The organism is Aeribacillus pallidus (assembly GCF_050478865.1).
GTDB lineage: Bacteria > Bacillota > Bacilli > Bacillales > JACDOC01 > JACDOC01.
On sequence record NZ_JBCNBW010000026.1, the window covers coordinates 1 to 16,921 of the forward strand.

Genomic DNA, 16,921 nt, shown 5'->3' on the forward strand with positions numbered 1-16,921 from the left:
CATTTAGTATAGAGCCTTAAACATATAGCTTTACCTCCTTAAATGCTTAACTTATTTTGTGCAACAAACAAAAAAGCATGAACAAAGGAAGACACGACTAAACAACGCCATCAATATGACGTTATTAGCCCTCATCCTCCTTGCTCATGCCTGATCGAATCAGTAACACGCAAGCGTGATAATGATTGATTTACTTTATTTTTGATTGAATCCGCTGTAGATGCATCGTCAAATAGACAGCCTCCGCATCATACACCGGCTTTTTTAATGTTTGTTGCATCATTTTTACTAGTTTCCATGCCAAATTGTAGCATAGAGGGTACTCTTCTTTCAATAGTTTTGCGATTTTTTCCGGTTCTTCCACTTTCTCGCCGTTTAGCACACGCTCGATCGTATACCGTAAATGTCGAACGAGACGCATATATTCGACGCTGTCTTTGTTCATCTGTATCCCTAATTGCTGCTCAATCATTTGAATGAGTTTAACAATTAATTGCGAATGTTTATTAATTTCTCGTATTTTTTTGTTCTCAATTGCACTATGAATATGAAGGGCAATAAATCCAACTTCCCCTTCCGGAAAATGAAGGTCCGTCTCTTGATTTAAAAAGTCCACGACTTCTCTAGCAATTTCATATTCATATGGATACAGTGCATGCGTCTCTTTTAAAAACGGGTTGCGAATTTCCATTCCTTGCATGAGCCGTCGAACAGCGAACATGATATGATCTGTTAAAGCGACATGAATATGTTCGTTCAAATACTTATTCGTTCGTTTTCGAATGAGTTCAATGGCTGAAACAATAACATCCAGCATGTTTTCATCGACGTGTGGAAGGAGTTTTTTATATTGTTCTTGCTCCTTCTCATTCGTTAACACGAACATTTTTTCAATCGCTTCTTGACTAATCAAATCTCCCTTTTTGCGACTAAACCCTATGCCTTTTCCAATAATTACAACTTCCCCGAAATCTTTATGCGAGGCAATTAACACATTGTTATTCAAAACCTTTTCTACATGAAAACTAGTCATTTTTGGCTCCCCTTATTTCGACACCAATCGACGGACTCGCATAAATTGTATAACAAAAATTGAAGCGATTTCAACGAAATGTTTTTGAACAACATAAAAACCGAGGGTATACCCCTCGGTCTATATTATTCAATTAAAAAGACAAAATAGCTGACAAAAATAACGAATAACAAGTACATAATTGGATGAATATCTTTCATTTTACCTTTCATCATCATCGTAATTGGATAAAAGATAAATCCAATAGCAATTCCCGTCGCTATGCTGTACGTAAGCGGCATAGCAATGAGTGTTAAAAAGGCCGGGACAGCAATTTCAAATTTCGTCCAGTCGATTTTTCCTAAGGAGGAAACCATCAACACTCCAACGATAATTAACGCTGGCGCTGTAACTGGAGCTGTAATTACTTCCAATAACGGGAAGAAGAATAAAGATAATAAGAAGAAAGCAGCCGTTACTAAAGACGCAAAACCTGTACGCGCACCTGCCGCTACACCAGCAGAAGATTCAATATAAGATGTCGTTGTAGACGTACCTAATAACGCACCAACAACTGTTGCACAAGAATCTGCCAACAAAGCTTTTCCAGCACGCGGCAATTTGTTATTCACTATTAACCCTGCTTGGTTGGTCACGGCCATCAATGTTCCCGCTGTATCGAAAAAGTCGACGAATAAGAATGTTAGGACAACAACAAGCATTTCCACTGTAAATACTTGTCCAGCATTATTAAAAATTGGCTCTAACGCTTTTCCGAAGGTTGGCTCGATACTCGGTACAGAACCAACGATACGACTCGGAGTATCAATGAGCCCCGTTATCATACCAACAATTGCCGTGATCACCATTCCGATAAAGATCCCGCCATTAATGCCACGTGTCATGAAAATGACCGTCACGAAAATACCGAATATAGCTAATAACGTTGTTCCGTTTGTTAAATCTCCTAAACCGACCAATACCGCATCGTTATTTACGATAATTCCGGCATTTTGGAAACCGATAAAGGTGATAAATAATCCGATACCAGCTCCAACAGCGTATTTTAATTCTGCTGGAATAGAGTTAATAATTTTTTCACGAATACCAGAAAGGGTTAGAACGATAAAAATTAGTCCGGAAAAAAGTACGCCTGTTAACGCTTGTTGCCATGGAATCCCCATGGTTAAGATGACGGTGTAAGCAAAAAAGGCGTTTAGCCCCATACCTGGAGCAAGGGCAATCGGATACTTTGCAAGAAGCCCCATCAAAATTGAACCAATAGCAGCTGCTAAAGCTGTAGCGACAAACACTGCTCCGTAATCCATTCGCATCGCATCAGGTAAATCTGGAATAGACGTTAATGATAGCGTAATAGGGTTAACCACTAAAATATACGCCATCGAGAGGAAAGTGGTTAATCCCCCAATGAACTCGCGACGATAATTCGCCCCCAGCTCGTCAAACTGAAAAAATTGTTTCATTACTTATTCCCCTCCAACCGACACACGAACGTCGCACTCCCCAAACAAAGAAAACGCTCCGACTACCACGTCGAAGCGTTGACTTTTAAGGAATAGGGAAATAAAGGGGTCACCAAACGGACGATAACCCCCATTTATTTTCTATTACCTCGTAGTCAAGCTATTTACGGTAGCTTGGTAGAGACTATCGGGCCATATTCCCGATATTATACGACGTAATGTGTGTGTTATGTTATTGTCGAATTTATTGTATCAATACCCGATCATCACGTCAATACAAAACACGAACATTTTTTGTTATTCATTAATAATCGTTCGTTTTTACTCCCATTCAATCGTTGCAGGTGGCTTACTTGTAATATCATATACGACGCGGTTCACGTGAGGCACTTCATTGACAATTCTTGTAGAAATTTTCTCTAATACGTCCCATGGAATCCGCGCCCAATCCGATGTCATCCCGTCTATAGATGTAACCGCACGAATAGCAATGGTGTGGTCATATGTTCGAGCATCGCCCATAACTCCTACGCTACGAATGTCTGGAAGCACGGTGAAGTACTGCCAAATATCGCGTTCTAATCCAGCTTTTTTAATTTCTTCACGTAAAATCGCATCAGATTCACGAACAATCTCTAATTTTTCTTCTGTTACTTCTCCAAGCACTCGAATACCTAAACCTGGTCCAGGGAATGGTTGACGCCAAACGATTTCGTCCGGAATTCCTAATTGGGTTCCTAGGGCACGGACCTCATCTTTAAAAAGTGTATTTAACGGTTCAATTAATTTAAATTTCATATCTTCTGGTAACCCACCGACATTATGGTGAGACTTAATCGTTTGTGCTGTTGCTGTCCCACTTTCGATAATATCCGTGTATAGCGTTCCTTGAGCTAAAAACTCAATACCTTCTAATTTCGCTGCTTCATCGTCGAAGACGTAAATAAATTCGTTTCCAATAATTTTACGCTTCTGCTCTGGGTCAGTCACACCTTTTAGTTTATTTAAGAAGCGATCTCTTGCGTCCACTTTAATGACGTTCATATCAAACCCTTTTGCAAACGTCTCCATGACGCTCTCCGCTTCTCCTTTACGAAGCAATCCGTGATCAACGAAAATACATGTCAGCTGTTTTCCAATGGCTTTATGAATTAACACCGCAACGACGGAAGAGTCGACCCCACCACTTAAGGCGCATAATACTTTTTTATCTCCTACCGTCTCACGGATTTTTTGAATTTCCATCTCAATAAAGTTTTCCATGGACCAATTTCCTTCACAGCCGCACACGTCGAAAACGAATTTCTTTAACAAATCATTTCCATAAACCGAATGACGAACTTCCGGGTGGAATTGAACCGCATAAAGCTTGCGTACTTCATTGCTCATTGCAGCGATTGGACAAGAAGGGTTAGTCGCATCTACTGTGAATCCTGCCGGCGCTTCCGTTACTAAGTCACTATGACTCATCCATACCACTTGTTCAGATGGAAGGCCTTTAAATAAGGTGGATTCGTTTTCTACATGAATGGTTGCTTTTCCATACTCACGGTGAGTCGCTTTTTCCACGGTTCCACCAAAGTGCTTTGTCATCAGCTGCATGCCGTAGCAAATTCCTAAAATCGGAATCCCTAATTCAAAAATACGTTCATCACAATGGAAAGCATTTTCAGCATAAACGCTATTTGGACCACCAGAAAAGATAATCCCTTTTGGATTCATTTCTTGCAGTTTTTCCACCGTAATCGTATGAGGATGTAATTCACTATAGACCCCGAACTCACGAATCCGGCGTGTAATTAATTGGTTATACTGGCTTCCAAAATCAAGTACGACAATCATTTCTTGAATTTGTTTTTCCGTTTTCCCTGACAAGATGTTCACCCCATGAAATTATTCTTTAAGACAATTTTGTGGCGCCATTGATGAAAACAAGGGATTGTTTTCTTATTTTTGCTCAAAATTCCTGAAGCCATTATGGCTTTTCGTTGATTGGTTCGAGTGCTTCAAGTTCATAAAAGAAAAACTAGAATTCCCCTTTCCTTATGAAAAGCAGAATTCTAGTTTTAAGCACAAAAGTGCCTATAGAACCTCTGCCTTCATAGTCAAATCATTTACGGTGATTTGGTAGAAACTTTCGAACCATATTATCGAAAATATATGAAGGGCAACCACATTCGATTTTAAATTAGTTCTCATTTTATACTTGATTTACCCGATGGTCAACTAGTTGTCTTTTTGATTAAATATTCCCACAATTCTTTCGTTTGGTCCCATGAAGGGTGGTCTTGGCCTCGGTACACGTATTTTTCATACTCCAACGTTAATCGGCTCATCGCATCGGTTGAAAAGAATTCGTCCACCCTTTTGGCGTAGCTTCTTAACGTTTGCCCGTCTTTTAAGGTTAACCCATACCGCTTCAACTGGTGTAACAATTGTTCATAAGCGTGTGGAAAATGGTTTTGATTAGCACGGAAGCGATAATACAGCATCCACCAGTATGGTAACCATCTTCTTCGGAGCAAATATAGGACCCATATGATGAGAGTGACAGCTAAAAGAGTGATCCCAATCGCTACAAGATGCTCTTTCGTCCATGTCACAAACTGTTCCCATATTTCTTTGATGGATACCCCATTTTTGTCTTCGTCTTTTTCTTCCAGTTTGTTCTCCTCGTTATCGTCTTCTTGCTCTAATACGGAAGGATCAAACGTGTCATCGTCGTTAATATCCGGCTGTTGGAAAACAACATAGTTATCAAAACCTTTCGTCGGTTCAAACGGGACCCAACCGACATCTGGGAAAAACACTTCTACCCACGAATGAGCATTATAGTTTGTAATACGATATTCTTTGTACGTGGAATCAAGCGCCTTTGTATATTCCCCCGCTGTATAGCCTTTCACCCAACGCGCCGGAACACCAACGGCTCTTAATAAAACAACCATCGCTGTCGAAAAGTTATCACAGTATCCGCGCTTCGTTTCAAACAAAAATTGATCAACATAATCTTGTTCGGGACGTGGGTAAGGGACATTAACTTGGTCATACACAAAATCCCCTTGTTGAAAATAATCCTCAATCGCTTTCGCTTGGTTGTACCAATTTTCTTTCCCTTCAACGATTTCCTGAGCCAAATCAATGACACGTTGAGGTAAATTGTCAGGTAGTTGTGTGTAATGATTCAAAAACTGAAGATCAATATCCGTTCTATCTACAGTTGCTTGACGCAACACTTCTACGTCATATACCGGAATCTGGTATTGAAAAGAGTAGGAAGCTAAATATTGAGTGCCTGTCTCAATTTTTTGAGTTTCAAAATCTACATGAAATAACGTAGAATCGTTTGCCTCAACGACTTTTGTTCCATACGGATACACAAGGTGGCGGTACCGTTGATTCATATTCACAGTCGCTTCGTATACAATGCGCTCATCATCCCATACCACTTCAGGATCCAGTCCCATTAATCTATCGGGATGAAACGGGTTCGTTAACGTTCCATCCGTCACAAAGGTATGAATTTTGCTATATACTTTGGACTGCTCCCACCCTTTTCCCGTATACGTATCTTTTGATTCCACTCGCCAGTAATGCGGGGTACGAACGGCTGCCGAAAAGACGACATGATTGTCCCCAATAAACGGTCCCCCTAATTGGGTGTCGTCAAAGCTATAACGGATGACCGAACCTGTTATCCCCTCTCCCTCTCCGGCCTCTTCAGCATAGGACTTAATATATGGGACGGGGTCCGGCCATATAGGTGAAAATTTCGGAGCCACAAATGAGAAGATGGACGAAAAAGCTATAAAAATGGCCAGAGGAATCGTCCATAAACGAACCGTTTCTTTCCCCACTGATATGTTTTCTGCATCGATGATCCGCTTTAACGTCAATAATCCTAATAATAAAAAACCAAAAATGACCGCGCGAATAATCGCCATCGTTCCGTCATAAGGAGTGAACGTATCAAGGATCGTAATATAAAGAACCGTCATGACATAAAACAGAAAAATGCTGTTTTTGACTTGTAGCCAGTAATACAAAAGGTGGGACATCATCCACAAAACGAAAAAGAATAACAGAGTACGAAACGAATCACTTACCAATTCCCAATCTTGATGAATGATACGAATCATATCCAACGTCCACAAAGACAGCCAACGAGGCTCGTCGGTTGGGATAGAAAAGTGCCAGCGATGGATAAAAAAGAAGATATAAGCGAGCGCCACACCTAATATATAGAAAAATCGCACGCGAGTATAAAGTAAGCCTAGGATGAGAGCGACAAACAGAACAAAATAGCCGATATACCCGGTATCGGTTAACTGTTGAATCGGCTGAAGCCATTCCCATAGAAGAAGAAATCCGAGTATGGCTAACACGATACGAAACGTCCGATTAGCTTTTTCAGTCATGCGTTTTTCACCTCCGCAAACGCATGGGAAAAGTCATGCTCCCGTAACACTTTGACCAACGTCCCTTTTAACTTCGCCTCATTCATCGCGATTTTTTCTTCCCTTTTCAACGGTTCGCCATCTCGTTTGATTAAAAAGACACCAACTGATGTAAAGCGATGGAATTCTTTAATCATAAACGGCGTCATTGAGGTCGTCAGAATAAGGACGGAAACCGTTGTCGGCACTTCTTGTTGGAACGAACGAATGACTTGCTGGAACGAATCAGGGAAATTATCCTTTACTTTCGCTAAATGATAAAATACTTTTTGCTTTTGCTCATCGCCTCCGTTCAACGGGAGAATTGTGTATTCTTCTCCGACCGAATACACACCTAATTGTGCCCCGTGCTTTAACACCGCTCGTGTAACCGATGCGGCAAATTTCACAAGCAGTTCAAACGCCTCACTTTGTTCACGGTTCAGTAATAACCACACATCATGCGACCGTTTTTCTTCAAACTCTTTCGTCATTAATTCATTTTTCTTCGCAAAAGCTTTCCAATGAATCCACGACACCCGATCCCCCGGTTGATACTCTCTTACCCCTGTTACTAATGACGTATCTCTTTGTATTCGTAAGGTCGAATGAACCATTCCTTGGTCGTACCGGCTTTCTAACGGACGGTACACCATTTCGACATATGAGGGATAAACAAGGAGATGACTTTCATAAGAAAACATTTTCTCTCGTTCAATTAGCTGCAACGGATCGCCTATTGTACAGCGAACGACACGAAACAGATGCTCTCCTCTTGGAATATGGTTGATTAGATAACTTAATTCGATCGTTTTGCGAAACCATGGAAAAATGATTTTTTTGACGGGCTTACATTCTGAATGATCGGTAATGGAACTTGGCAGGATATCCTCTACCACCATGTAAAACAAAGGAAACGGAAACGACCGTGTCATTCGAATCGTCACCGGAACATGGTCTCCGGCTTTGACATTTGACCGGTCAATAATTCGTTCCACTTTAAAATCACGAAAGGGGTACAATAGTAAAAGAAAAGAATAAAGGGCAAACGGAACAAAACTATAAAATAAAAACCAACTGACAAAGCCCCCTTGAAACATGGCATAAGCAAACGTACTTGCCAATAAGATGATCAATAATATCCCTTTGAATGCGATTTTGAACGCCTGCTTCCATTTTTTCATCTTATCTCACGACCTTTTTAATCGGTATCTTCGTCCGTTGAATGATTTGTTGAACCACTTCTCGTGAAGTAATCCCTTCATACGTCGCCTCTGGTTTTAAAATCATTCGATGCGCAAACACGAACGGAGCTAAATATTGGACATCGTCTGGAATCACGTAATCACGACCTCTTAATAGGGCGTACGCTTGACAGGCCCGCATTAATCCGATAGACCCACGAGGACTAACGCCTAAGTACACATTCGTATGTGTTCTGGTGCGGGTAGCAAGATCGACTATATATCTTTTAATCGTTTCATCGACAATGACTTCAAGTACCGCTTCTTGCAGCTCTCTTAGCTCGTCTAAGGTTATCACCGGTTGAAGCTGTTCAATCGGCGGAATACGTTGCGCCCGATTTAACACCTCAATTTCTTCTTCTGCTGTTGGATACCCCATTTCAATTTTTAATAAAAATCTATCCAACTGCGCTTCTGGTAATGGATATGTCCCCTCATATTCAATCGGGTTCTGCGTGGCCATCACAAAAAATGGAGCTTTCAACTGATACGATACTCCGTCGACAGTCACACTGCTTTCTTCCATACATTCGAGTAACGCCGATTGCGTTTTCGGTGACGTCCGGTTAATTTCATCGGCTAAAATGATATGGCCCATAATAGGACCAGGTCGGAACTGAAATTCCATTTTCTTTGGATCATAAATAGAAACACCGAGGACATCAGATGGCAATAAATCGGGGGTAAATTGAATTCGTTTAAACGTGGCACTAACGGATTTCGCTAATGACCGAACCATCATCGTTTTTCCGACACCTGGTACGTCTTCTAATAACACATGCCCCTTCGCTAACAAAGCGACTAAGCATAGCTCTCCAACTTCTTTTTTTCCGATCATCACTTTTTCAATATTATCAATTACGCGTAAAAGTTTCTCATTTGAGACCTTTGTCGTCATAACATTTCTCCACACCCTTCTTTCTGAATATTCGATAACATTTCATATTTTACAATAAACAGGAAATTTTTGATAGAATGATAGTTTCTCCTAAACAGATAATAGAGGGCGAACGTATGTGCATCCGCCTCCCTCAATTATTATTGCGCTTATTCAATCGTTAGCAATGTTTCGGTTACTTGTTGAATTAAAGCCGGCAACACGCCAAACGAGTACGGTTTATACACTCGTTCCGTCCATTTGTGACCATCTTTACCGTAAACCCCCATATTGATTGAAGGAACATTTAACTCTCGGATTTTTTGAACCGGTAATGAATAGTAATCACCTAACATTGGAAAATTGTTCAATAAATAGGCAATTTCTTCATCCGATTCGTGAATCGATAAATAACTTCCATCCGCTAAATATGGGAAAAAGCGTTTCATTTCAAACCGTTCTCCTGTACGCTGTTCCATTTGTTTCAGCACTTGCTCGACTACTTGAAGCATTATCCTCTCCCTTGGAACATGTGGTCGTAAATAATTGTGTGGTAAATACGGCGGAGCAAAAAAGACAATGACCCGCGGCTTTTTAATTGGATCAAGTTCGTTTAAAACTTCGACAATTTTAAACGATAATATTCGTAAATCGACGTCTTTATACTGCTTTGCTACGGCCTTGCTGACACTTTCCACATCAATGTTCAATGAAGATAAACGTTCAACATACTCATCAAGAGCTACGACTTCAATGTCCCATGACAATTCTTTTCGCTTTAAATTCGTTCGTTGTAAAAATTGCTCGTACTGTTTTTGGGAGCGTATTTGAATGTCTCGGCAAGCAGCTTTCGTCAACGTAAGCAGCTGTTCCATTACCTCTTTCGCCGAGCGCTTGTACAAAAAGTAATTGAAGTATACATAGCTGCTTGTCGCCGTTTGTACGTTATAAGAAAATTTATTATCCCGTTGGAATAAGCAAGTTGGTGGTAACACAATTTCGTTTTCGATGTCTTCACATAAATCAACATTATTATGAATCCGGCGAGTAATTTCAGCAGCAATGACATTTGGATCAACACCGGTTAACGTATCACCCACATGCGCTTCACGACCAAAAATAAAAAAGCTTGGGAGGAGTTTTCCAGCCGCACCGGTATAAATATATCTCGTGTTGTCTCCATCATATAATGGTGAAATAAAATCATCATTGATGGCCACGATAAAATCCAGTCCTTTTTCTTCGCGTAAATGGAGAAGTTCCGATACAGCTGCTTTAATCCCAATATGCTGACTTTCTTCGTCCGGATTGACCATGAACAAAATATTTCCGTTCAGTTCATCGATTCGCTCGGAAAAATACAAAACGTTCGCTAAATGAACCGCAATTCCGCTTTGCATATCGACAGACCCTCGCCCGAATAACCACTCATCAGACTGAGCATCCTTTTGCACCTCTTTGTCAAATTCATAGGTAGAAAAATACGTTTGCAGGGCATCAGGTTGAAACGCATGATGCTTAATAGCCCCAAAATCGTCGATTCCAACGGTATCTAAGTGAGCATGAAATATCACCGTTTTCGCTGATTGTTTTTTTCCTTGAACGAAGGCAAAAATATTTTTCCTACTAAGACCATCCCCTGGAATTGGTTGTTCCCACACGTGTTCAGGGTGACGTTGAAAGTAGGGAAACGACAAAAGAATCTCCTTTACCGCATCAGCGAGGACCACTTCCCCTTCTGTATGATTAATACTCGGTATAGAGATTAACTTACGTGTCAGTACTTCCACTTGTTCTGCCAAGCTTAATCGCTTCATCTGTTCGTACATGTTGTATCCCCCTATAATCTCAGGTTGCTACACTTCATTTTTTTCATCATATCATTAAACCCCACGAAAGGTAAAAATTATTTCAAAAATTCAATATATATTTGTTTGGTCATAAAAATAGGCTTTGTTATATTTCATTGTTGATTTTTAGCAAGTTGTTCACACGGCGGCGACTTTAGCGGGAACAAGAAGCCAAACAAGGCCCTTTCTTGAGCGTAGCGAGGGAAGCGGCTTGCGGCTTGCCCGCAGAAAGCGTCCGCCACTAGCGACATGTATAAATTCAACAGTATCGTTTAACAAAGCCTAAAAATAAAAAAAGGAACACTAGGGGTAATCCTAGTGTCCCTTGTATGTTCAGGCAGTGATTACATCATGCCGCCCATTCATTCGGATATGTATTAGGAGAATATCGTTATAAAAAAACGCAAAGAATCAATATTTTTGCAGTTTTATTTTAAATAATCTGAAATAGTTTTTTCAACAAGTCGAGGACAAATTTAAGTGTTATAAAAAGCCCTTCTCATTTCAAGGAGATGGGCTTTGTTATTATAAACCTATATACTAATAAAGGAATCAACCGGTTGCAGGGCATTTTCTATCGACTCGTTTTTGGATAGTAGGAAAACCCCGGATATTTTACTACTTGCACTTTTTCTTTTCGCAGTGCGTTCATCAACTCCGGTCCTACATTTAAGTTCTGCTGTACCAACTCATGAGGTGTAAGTGCCATCCATTGATTCAGCGACACGTCAGCATAGCGATCGGTTCTGAAGATTGCCAGATACCATAGAGATGTGTTACCGGTGTTCTGGATGTAATGTCCTCATGGTTTTGGTACATACCCAACATCACCCGCTCGGTAATCGAAAGTTCGAGCCTGGCCATCTGCCGCGTATACCGTCATTCGCGCGGTCCCTGTCAGGTAATACTGCCACTCATCTGCAAAGTGCCAATGTATTTCCCTCATTGCTCCCGGTTTGACTTCTACCAACGCTGCCGCAGTTGTAACCGAAACAGGAAAATTGCTGGAATCAACTATGCGCACTGAACCGCCCGGAAAAACCAGCGGCTCCTGCGCAAGCAGCCGATGTGTGAAACTCTTTGGTACGGTACCATAGGGATCTGGTACCTGTTGACTCTCAAGCGAGCCGGGTAGTTTTCCCTGAAAAATGTATACCTGTTGTTTCGGGATAGGGGCAAAGGCACTTTCCGGTACACCGAAATTTGCCGACAGTACCTCTTTAGGTGTATGTGCGAAATAATCGGAAATAGAAAAAGTATCGAGATCGGAGAAGCCGCCGTCATCGAACACGAGCAAAAACTCGCAGCCTCCTTCCAGTCCTTGAATCGAGTGTGGAACCCCGGGGGGAAAGAACCATAAATCCCCTTGGCCGACATCGGCGATAAAGTTCCGCCCGTCCTGATCGACTGCAGTGATGCGTGCCTTTCCCCAAATCATGTAGGCCCATTCAGATTCCTTATGCCAATGTAACTCACGAACACCACCCGGTGTTAGAGCCATGTTTACTCCCGCAAGTGTAGTTGCGATCGGCAACTCTCTAGTCGTCACTTGCCGTGACCATCCACCATGTTTTAACGTCATAGGCGCATCGGAGAATGAAAACTTTAAGTTGGGGATCGTTCCAGCATCGGTTGGTGGTGGAACTAGCAAGTCAGGGTTCTCCATGTCGCGCATGACGTCCCTCGGGCCAAGATCCACAAAACCGGCACCATCACTCCTTATCGGCTGCGGTATATTTCCATTGATATATTGATCACGTGGATTGTTTTTCATAAAACCATCCTCTCTCGCGATATCCACTACTGTCCTTCTGCCAAAAAGCGTACCTACTTATTTTAGATATACACCCTATAACTGAACAATAGTCCCAATCTATTACTCTTGAATATCGCATATTCTTTAAGAGGAGATTAATCTTGCTTAAACTCTCTAAGCCACGGGATAACTCCGTAAAAATGAAAACGCGTAAGCCATCTTTTTTGCAAAATTCAATGGAGGCTCTATCGATTGGATGTGAATATACATAACTTGAGGATTCATAAATAGCCAGTGATTATGTAGGGCACTCACAATCAAACCTTGTTGGACAATTGAATACATAAAATTAGGAATCTCTTCTTGTAAAAGGGCGATTTCAGCAAAGTTTAATGCTTTACCACTCTGGTCCAAGGATTCAAATAATACCCCTACCGGCAAAACAGATTTACTTGGGCGCCCTTGAACGAATACCTTAAAATCGCGGTGTAATGATACAGAACAGCTACCTTGACTTATAATACTCTTCCCTTTAAGGATTGAAGCAAATTCCGCACAAATGACCTCAAAGTTATTCATCTACCACCCTCCCTTACTTTAAAAAATATGTAAACCGACACTTTTTCATGTAAAAAAAATCCCTTTTCTGTTATCCTGCTTCATTTCATAAAAAACTACATGATTTATCTCGAAAGATGTTTTATTTATATATAAGCATATGTTTGTAAAATAATGTGTTATTGTCTAGCTAATACATTTATTAACTATCTTTTAAAAAAGTTATTAGGTTATAGCGTCCTTATCTTCATCTAGCTTTGATTCATCCATCTCTTGTCGTTCTTCTTCCATTTTTCCTAACCATTCAGGTGGCTGTTGGTCTTGATTCTCATTATAAACTTCTACTACATCCTTTTCCTCAAGCTGTGATAAGATATCATGAATATCATTTTGATTACCAAAGATATTACCAAATCCCTGGTTAAGCCGCATTACTAAGAAAATTTATGAAGAAAGGATGGATTCTGGAATTAAACGAAAAATACAGCCAAAATTATATGGATGGTATTCATGCTTGTGGAAGAATGATTTTTCGGAAAGCATTAACGCAAGGACTGATAAAAAGTAATCCTACCGAGGATTTCAAAATGCCTAAAAAGCAGCAAAGTGTTGAAGAACTAGAGAAAGCAGAAGAGGATATTGTCTTTCTTGAAAAAGAAGAGCTTGCCCATTTTCTTAAATTAGCCTATACAGAAGGGCTTGAAATGGATCATCTTGTCTTCACGGTACTTTCCTATACAGGATTACGAATAGGTGAATTATTGGCCTTAAAATGGGGAGATTTTAACGAAAAGCAAGGTGCTATTCGAGTTACTAAAACTCTTTATAACCCTAACAATCATTATGAAAAATATCAGCTTTTAACGCCAAAGACAAAGGGCTCTGTCCGTACAATCAAGATTGATGAAATGCTGATCAGCATGTTAAAGAAGCATCGGCTTAAACAAAATGAAATAAAATTAAAAAACAGACTTGTTTACCAAGATAACGGATTTATTTTCGCTCGAGAGGATGGACATCCACAACTAAGAAAAGTAGTTAAGACAAGACTTAAACGACTTCTTAAAAAAGCAGAAATTGAAAAGAACATTACTCCACACTCATTTAGACATACTCACACTTCACTATTGATTGAAGCTGGAGTAGGCATTAAAGAAATACAACAGCAGCTTGGACATACAGATATTAATACGACAATGAATATCTATGCACATATGACCTCCAAAATGGAAGAAAAGGCCTCCCAACAGTTTAGCAAACTGATGAAAGACCTTCTCCTATAGTTAGCTATTCTTGCATGGTTTGCCTTGATTTGTAGAAAAGAGGACAAATCCGAGGACAAGAAAAGCATATTATCATTTTAGACGTTGATATAACAAGGTTTTAAAACCCTTATTACATCATGCCGCCCATTATGCGAGGGGGTGTAACATCGATTACGATATGCTCTAAAAGTGCGTTATATCAACGTTTCTAAGTTTTTTTTCGAACATCCCTCCAACATCTATAAACTCTCCAAATCTATCATAGCTGTTGAGTTAAAATTTGGTAAGAAAGTGTTCAATTTTATCTGTCGATAACTGTCCATTTTAGTCTAGCAGTTACAAACAAAAGATTGAGGAGTACATTGACTATTATAATAAGAAACGAATTAAAGTAAAATTGGCTGGTTTAAGCCCAGTACAATACCGAACTCAAACCAGCCAAATAGCCGCAAATTTAAACTCTAAATTTTAGGGGTCACTACCCTCAAAGTCTTTTACAATGGAATTAACTAGATTGTACTGTATAGTAGCAGGTAGGTTTATTACGTACATTTTCCCCCGCCTTGTCGTCAATCTCTTTATAAAATTCCCAATAACTTGTCAAATTTCTTAACTTTAAGTCGGGGCGTGTCTTTCCTTGTTTACGTATAACAGTGTTTGCGTAAGGTAGAGGACACGCCTTAGGGCTTAGCCATGTCCCTCAAGGATTAATTAACAACTTATTACATGGACAATGCAATTTTAGTTGTCCCAAAGGAGAATAGCATTTTGTGTATACTTGGCAAACTCATCATCTGACATTTGTACCAGGTCTTCGTAATCTCCAATCAAATAATAAACAGCAGATATACCTTTTTTAGATTTAATAGCCTTGCCGTTTTTAGCATAATCCACCATAATTTCGTTACCAAACCAGAATTGATACTTTTCATTATTGTTTGGATTTGAAAAATATTTTGTCCAAATAGAATCTGTATAGTAAATATAAGCTACGTTCTGAACTTCCCCATCTTTTTCAATCGTTTTTGTAAACCCATATGAAGCATAATAGTCATCACCATTAAAAACGATATCAATTACTCCATCATTTGCCTTCTTCACATTTAATAGTCCATCTTCATATGAAATTGGCATTTGATAGTGAAAAATAAAAGAAAATAATCCCAACAATGCAGTAACTGTGCATAAAATTGAAACCATTATCATCTTTACATTTTTTTTAAATAATTTCTTTTTAATTCCTTTGAATGTTTCATATTTTGCTTTTTCCGCCACTTCTCCAAATTCACCTCGAATGAAATCATTATTCATACTGGCAAGATAACATTTACAATCTTCACACTCTTGTAAATGTTCATCAACAGCAATACGACTTTGTATACTACAAATATCATCGTGGTAGAGTGGTAATAAATCTTTTACTATTTCACACGATACTTTCATTTTAAAGCCTCCTTTAGTTTATGTTTAGAACGATAAAAAGTAACCCTTGCCCAGTTTTCTGTCTTCCCAAAAATTTCAGCGATATGTAAAAAAGATAATTCACCAAATATTCGTAAAGAGAAAACCTCCTTATAGGGTTCTTCTAAAGAATGCAGTGCTTTGTGAATTTCCAATTTTGTTTCACTACTTAATAACTTTTGCACAAAACATTCGATTCTCTCCTCTTCACAAGGTTCATTTGTAATATATTTATTCTTTTTAAAATATGAAAAGTAAGTATTTTTTGCTATTTGGCAAAGCCACACCCGCATTTTACATTCGCCTTTAAATTTGTCTATACTTTTTAAAGCTTTAAAAAAAGTTTCTTGTGTTATTTCTTCCGCCAAACTTTCATTGTGGCATAGTGAGAGGACATATAAATATACATCATCAAAAAATTGAAAATATACTTCTTCAAAATTAGTCACAACACCACCTCGCTTTCATAAATAAGACTTTTGAAGGTGAATTTCGTTACAGATTATTTTAAAAAATTTAAACGTACCATTTGACACGCTTGTTTAAGCTGTATAGTGTTTCTCGATTATTTACTAATTTGTAATTCTGGACATACAATTTAATTTTATTTTATATGTCACTAAATAGTCGTTCAAACGTCTAATATCAACAGTATTGAACTAAAATACCCGTTAGCTTCTTCCACCGTTAACCCATCGTGATGTACATCACCCTTATAAGCTTCATAACCGTTTCTTTTTCTAATCCTATTTCTTTACATGCTAACGACATAATCCTAACGCTTGGTGGTTATCCTATAAGGTAATAAAACTAATTAAAATTTATAATAATTATTTTAGCTTTGGACTTGTTTTTGATTTTTGCTTTTGGCAACATCCGAGGGCTTGACGCAGGAAAACGTAAGGCATAGAACGGCTACCTACAAAGACGAAAATAAAAAAATTCGTCAATGTAAGTAGTAGCCGTTCTACATTTTGG

12 protein-coding genes, 2 pseudogenes and 2 riboswitches are annotated in these 16,921 nt (G+C 39.3%); of the genes and pseudogenes, 2 read left to right on the top strand and 12 right to left on the bottom strand.

The window, feature by feature from the left end; genetic code table 11:
• Positions 1-190: 190 nt before the first annotated feature.
• From glcT to ABES52_RS06380, 10 genes and pseudogenes are all read right to left on the bottom strand, one after another.
• On the bottom strand, positions 191-1,033 hold the full coding sequence (glcT, locus tag ABES52_RS06335) for a glucose PTS transporter transcription antiterminator GlcT (protein WP_429650058.1): 843 nt from the start codon (positions 1,031-1,033) through the stop codon (positions 191-193).
• Between the two features lie 125 nt (positions 1,034-1,158).
• Complete coding sequence (locus ABES52_RS06340; RefSeq protein ID WP_429650060.1) at positions 1,159-2,496, bottom strand: NCS2 family permease; 1,338 nt, start codon at positions 2,494-2,496, stop codon at positions 1,159-1,161.
• 132 nt (positions 2,497-2,628) lie between these two features.
• Positions 2,629-2,730: riboswitch (purine riboswitch) on the bottom strand.
• Positions 2,731-2,817: 87 nt separating this feature from the next.
• Entirely contained in the window at positions 2,818-4,338 is a 1,521-nt protein-coding gene (gene guaA / locus ABES52_RS06345) for a glutamine-hydrolyzing GMP synthase (RefSeq protein ID WP_429650106.1), read from the bottom strand.
• A gap of 240 nt (positions 4,339-4,578) precedes the next feature.
• A riboswitch (purine riboswitch) is annotated at positions 4,579-4,680 on the bottom strand.
• Between the two features lie 38 nt (positions 4,681-4,718).
• A complete protein-coding gene (locus ABES52_RS06350; RefSeq protein WP_429650062.1) occupies positions 4,719-6,914 on the bottom strand; it encodes a DUF4129 domain-containing transglutaminase family protein in 2,196 nt (731 codons plus the stop codon).
• Positions 6,911-8,116 (bottom strand): DUF58 domain-containing protein, encoded by a 1,206-nt coding sequence (locus ABES52_RS06355; protein ID WP_429650064.1) that lies wholly within the window; start codon positions 8,114-8,116, stop codon positions 6,911-6,913. Before ABES52_RS06355 ends, ABES52_RS06350 begins: the two co-directional genes overlap by 4 nt.
• 1 nt (position 8,117) lies before the next feature.
• On the bottom strand, positions 8,118-9,074 hold the full coding sequence (locus ABES52_RS06360; RefSeq protein WP_429650066.1) for an AAA family ATPase: 957 nt from the start codon (positions 9,072-9,074) through the stop codon (positions 8,118-8,120).
• A gap of 149 nt (positions 9,075-9,223) precedes the next feature.
• Positions 9,224-10,882, bottom strand: a complete 1,659-nt coding sequence (locus ABES52_RS06365; protein WP_429650068.1) for a M20/M25/M40 family metallo-hydrolase — start codon at positions 10,880-10,882, stop codon at positions 9,224-9,226.
• 595 nt (positions 10,883-11,477) lie between these two features.
• A pseudogene (locus ABES52_RS06370) lies at positions 11,478-12,677 on the bottom strand (oxalate decarboxylase family bicupin).
• Between the two features lie 156 nt (positions 12,678-12,833).
• Positions 12,834-13,238 carry a DUF1259 domain-containing protein gene (locus ABES52_RS06375; RefSeq protein WP_429650070.1) on the bottom strand — a complete coding sequence of 135 codons (405 nt, stop codon included), beginning with the start codon at positions 13,236-13,238 and terminating at the stop codon, positions 12,834-12,836.
• Positions 13,239-13,442: 204 nt separating this feature from the next.
• Positions 13,443-13,649: a hypothetical protein gene (locus ABES52_RS06380; RefSeq protein WP_429650072.1), complete on the bottom strand. Its 207-nt coding sequence runs from the start codon at positions 13,647-13,649 to the stop codon at positions 13,443-13,445.
• Positions 13,650-13,663: 14 nt separating this feature from the next.
• On the opposite strand from ABES52_RS06380, the gene ABES52_RS06385 reads away from it, so the two are divergent.
• Positions 13,664-14,500, top strand: coding sequence for a tyrosine-type recombinase/integrase (locus tag ABES52_RS06385; protein WP_429650074.1), 837 nt, complete (start codon positions 13,664-13,666; stop codon positions 14,498-14,500).
• Positions 14,501-14,822: 322 nt separating this feature from the next.
• Positions 14,823-14,954, top strand: a pseudogene (locus ABES52_RS06390) (IS3 family transposase); the annotation flags it as partial.
• 269 nt (positions 14,955-15,223) lie between these two features.
• Here the strand turns inward: ABES52_RS06390 and ABES52_RS06395 are convergent.
• Both ABES52_RS06395 and ABES52_RS06400 read right to left on the bottom strand, forming a co-directional pair.
• Positions 15,224-15,925, bottom strand: a complete 702-nt coding sequence (locus ABES52_RS06395) for a zf-HC2 domain-containing protein (RefSeq protein ID WP_429650076.1) — start codon at positions 15,923-15,925, stop codon at positions 15,224-15,226.
• A complete protein-coding gene (locus ABES52_RS06400; RefSeq protein WP_429650078.1) occupies positions 15,922-16,392 on the bottom strand; it encodes an RNA polymerase sigma factor in 471 nt (156 codons plus the stop codon). The genes ABES52_RS06395 and ABES52_RS06400 overlap by 4 nt, the downstream gene beginning before the upstream one ends.
• Positions 16,393-16,921: the final 529 nt, after the last annotated feature.

What these genes read in the sequence shown, in the direction of transcription:
- glcT (WP_429650058.1), bottom strand. Translation starts at nt 1,033, where the DNA reads ATGACTAGTTTTCATGTAGAAAAGGTTTTGAATAACAATGTGTTAATT.
- ABES52_RS06340 (WP_429650060.1), bottom strand. Translation starts at nt 2,496, where the DNA reads ATGAAACAATTTTTTCAGTTTGACGAGCTGGGGGCGAATTATCGTCGC.
- guaA (WP_429650106.1), bottom strand. Translation starts at nt 4,338, where the DNA reads ATGATTGTCGTACTTGATTTTGGAAGCCAGTATAACCAATTAATTACA.
- ABES52_RS06350 (WP_429650062.1), bottom strand. Translation starts at nt 6,914, where the DNA reads ATGACTGAAAAAGCTAATCGGACGTTTCGTATCGTGTTAGCCATACTC.
- ABES52_RS06355 (WP_429650064.1), bottom strand. Translation starts at nt 8,116, where the DNA reads ATGAAAAAATGGAAGCAGGCGTTCAAAATCGCATTCAAAGGGATATTA.
- ABES52_RS06360 (WP_429650066.1), bottom strand. Translation starts at nt 9,074, where the DNA reads ATGACGACAAAGGTCTCAAATGAGAAACTTTTACGCGTAATTGATAAT.
- ABES52_RS06365 (WP_429650068.1), bottom strand. Translation starts at nt 10,882, where the DNA reads ATGTACGAACAGATGAAGCGATTAAGCTTGGCAGAACAAGTGGAAGTA.
- ABES52_RS06375 (WP_429650070.1), bottom strand. Translation starts at nt 13,238, where the DNA reads ATGAATAACTTTGAGGTCATTTGTGCGGAATTTGCTTCAATCCTTAAA.
- ABES52_RS06380 (WP_429650072.1), bottom strand. Translation starts at nt 13,649, where the DNA reads ATGCGGCTTAACCAGGGATTTGGTAATATCTTTGGTAATCAAAATGAT.
- ABES52_RS06385 (WP_429650074.1), top strand. Translation starts at nt 13,664, where the DNA reads ATGAAGAAAGGATGGATTCTGGAATTAAACGAAAAATACAGCCAAAAT.
- ABES52_RS06395 (WP_429650076.1), bottom strand. Translation starts at nt 15,925, where the DNA reads ATGAAAGTATCGTGTGAAATAGTAAAAGATTTATTACCACTCTACCAC.